Source organism: Lacticaseibacillus pantheris DSM 15945 = JCM 12539 = NBRC 106106, from assembly GCF_001591865.1.
Taxonomy (GTDB): domain Bacteria; phylum Bacillota; class Bacilli; order Lactobacillales; family Lactobacillaceae; genus Lacticaseibacillus; species Lacticaseibacillus pantheris.
The window spans coordinates 1-2,674 of the sequence record NZ_BCVS01000171.1; the positions used below are offsets into that span (position 1 = coordinate 1).

Annotated in this window: 4 protein-coding genes; all 4 read left to right on the forward strand. The window is 51.9% G+C overall.

All coding sequences use genetic code 11. From position 1 onward, the window contains the following. Positions 1 to 103: 103 nt before the first annotated feature. The 4 genes from rpsP to trmD all read left to right on the forward strand — a co-directional run bounded on the left by rpsP (position 104) and on the right by trmD (position 1,990). Positions 104 to 376 (forward strand): 30S ribosomal protein S16, encoded by a 273-nt coding sequence (gene rpsP, locus LPA02S_RS11230; protein WP_054651162.1) that lies wholly within the window; start codon positions 104 to 106, stop codon positions 374 to 376. 2 nt (positions 377 to 378) lie between these two features. Continuing rightward, the gene (locus LPA02S_RS11235; RefSeq protein ID WP_054651164.1) at positions 379 to 621 is read left to right on the forward strand and encodes a KH domain-containing protein; all 243 of its coding nucleotides are present in this window, start codon (positions 379 to 381) and stop codon (positions 619 to 621) included. A gap of 87 nt (positions 622 to 708) precedes the next feature. Then, the gene (gene rimM, locus LPA02S_RS11240) at positions 709 to 1,230 is read left to right on the forward strand and encodes a ribosome maturation factor RimM (protein WP_056956418.1); all 522 of its coding nucleotides are present in this window, start codon (positions 709 to 711) and stop codon (positions 1,228 to 1,230) included. Then, positions 1,220 to 1,990 (forward strand): tRNA (guanosine(37)-N1)-methyltransferase TrmD, encoded by a 771-nt coding sequence (gene trmD / locus LPA02S_RS11245; protein WP_056956417.1) that lies wholly within the window; start codon positions 1,220 to 1,222, stop codon positions 1,988 to 1,990. Before rimM ends, trmD begins: the two co-directional genes overlap by 11 nt. The last annotated feature ends 684 nt before the right edge of the window (positions 1,991 to 2,674 follow it).

Here is a 2,674-nt window from a genome sequence, read left to right on the forward strand (position 1 = left end):
GAACGCGGGGCTCCGCTCTCTACCCGTAAAGAAAAACCCCTTTACACCTCTCCGCGCGTCTGGTAAACTATTGCTTGTTAAGAATTACTAGGAGGATATACACATGTCTGTAAAGATTCGCTTGAAGCGCATGGGTTCCAAGAAGAACCCGTTCTACCGTGTTGTCGTTGCCGACAGCCGTTCACCTCGTGATGGCCGGTTCATCGAAGAGGTTGGTTACTACAACCCATTGACGGACCCCGTTACCGTTAAGCTGGACGAAGACTCTGTCTTCAACTGGTTGCAAAAGGGTGCTCAGCCTTCTGACACCGTTCGGACTCTTCTGTCCGCTCAGGGTATCATGAAGAAGTACCACGAAGCACGTTACACTAAGTAATCATGGTCACAATTGAATCGTTAATCCGTGATTTAGTGGTGCCGCTGGTGCACAATCCCGATGCGGTTCAAATCACGCGACGTGAAGAAGAACGGTTTATGGTGTTTGACCTCACCGTCGATGCACATGACGTGGGTGCCGTGATTGGTCACGGCGGCCAGGTGATTCGTGCCATCCGCACGGTGGTGTACGCCGCTAAAAGTCCTTACTCCAAACGAGTGCGACTGAACGTGGTCGATGCCTAACGGGCACACAATAAACTGATAGTGTGGGGGTCGGGACGTTGTCCTGGCCTTTTTTGATTCCGTATTTTGCATGAGGAGGACATTTTTATGCCTGAAATCCTACACGTAGGAAAAATTGTCAATACCCACGGCATCCGTGGTGAAGTGAAAATCGTCCCCAACACCGACTTTGCTGACCAGCGTTTCGCCGTTGGGGCCAAGCTGACCGTGCTCACCACGCCACCCGTCGCGGTCACCATCGCGAGCGCCCGTGAGCACAAGGGCCTACCACTCGTGACCTTTCGTGGTTACACGGACATCAACCAGGTGTTGCCGTTCAAAGGGGCCTTGTTGGGCGCCACTGGGACTCCTGACGTTGATTTAGCCGATGACGAGTTTATGTACAAAGATATCATCGGCTTGGACGTGGTGGATACTGCCGGCGCTACGCTTGGTACGGTGCGGGAAATTCTCAGTCCGGGAGCCAACGATGTGTGGGTAGTCAACCGTCCGGGTCACCAGGATTTGTTACTGCCGTATTTACGGTCGGTTATGCTCAAAGTAGATTTGGATAACCACAAGGTGACGGTGGACGTACCAGAAGGGTTGGATCCAGAAGATGCAAATTGATGTATTAACGCTATTTCCTGATATGTTTGCCCCGTTAACCCAATCCCTGATTGGCAAAGCCGTGGAGGATGGACTACTGAACCTCAACCTAATCGACTTTCGTCAATACGCCCATGATAAGCACCAGCACGTGGACGATACGCCGTATGGTGGCGGGGCGGGGATGCTGCTAAAACCCGACCCGCTGTTCGAGGCCATGGACGCAATTAACGAGCAGGATGCAAGGTCCAAGCGTGTCATTCTGCTTGACCCGGCAGGCCGGCAGTTCAACCAAGCGGCCGCGGATGAGTTGGCTCATGAAGACCACCTTGTCTTCATTTGTGGACACTACGAGGGCTATGATGAGCGTATCCGCACGTTGGTCACCGACGAGTTTTCCCTAGGTGATTTTGTGATGACTGGCGGCGAGATTGCTTCCATGGCGATGATTGACGCCACGGCCCGTCTTTTGCCCGGTGTGTTGGGCAATTCGGTTTCTCCAGAAACGGATAGCTTTCAGAATGGTTTGCTAGAGTATCCACAATATACGCGACCGGCGGAGTACCGCGGGATGGCGGTGCCGGAAGTGTTGCAAAACGGCAACCACCAGCTAATCAACCGGTGGCGACTAAAGGAAAGTTTGCGGCGCACCTACCTGCGACGTCCAGATTTGCTTGAGGGTCTGGAGTTGGACAAAGACGCGCAGAAGCTACTGCGCGAGGTGCGCGGCGAAGAGGACAGTAAGGCGGCTGCCGCGCGATTAAACCTTGATAACGATTAGATGATTACGAAGATGGTGGCACCAATAACAACCGGGTAACCCTGGTCGAGGAGTACGCCGATGAAAGTATTGCGTATTGGGCTGAGAAATGCGGGCATCTGCATAGTGATTTCTATTGGTATCGGTGTGTACTATGGCGAGAATATTTTCACCGCAGGATTTTGGGCGCTACATGTTGGACAGATGTTGAGTACACTCGTCGTTGTCGTGGCATCGACCTACGTTTGGTACGGGCTCCGTTCAGAACGTCTAGCGGACCGGGTCAGGCGTTGCCGGCATGGTCACCGTAAGTAGGGGCTTGACCGGTCAGAACCACACTTGCGAACTAATGTATGAATGATTGGCCCGTCCTCAACCATCATCAAGGTGTGTTTGCAGTCGAAGTAGATCAATAGAAACGGATAGTAACCGTTGGTAGTAACATACGGCTATCATTTATGAATAAACTCCAGCAACCGTTTAGTTTAAAAAATTAACTTAGTTCATCCGCCCAAATAGCCAATGAGCTCATCGCTTGGGTTAACGGTCGTCAATTTCCAAGGGTGATACTCTGCTAGTACTACATGAATTGTGAGTTTGTGGAAACACCAAACGGCCAGTATAATGGCGGATCCATTTTAAGATTAGGGTTGCACGTCTGTTGGTGTTGTTGTTCCAGTAGCGTGAGGCTGCGTCGGTCGGACC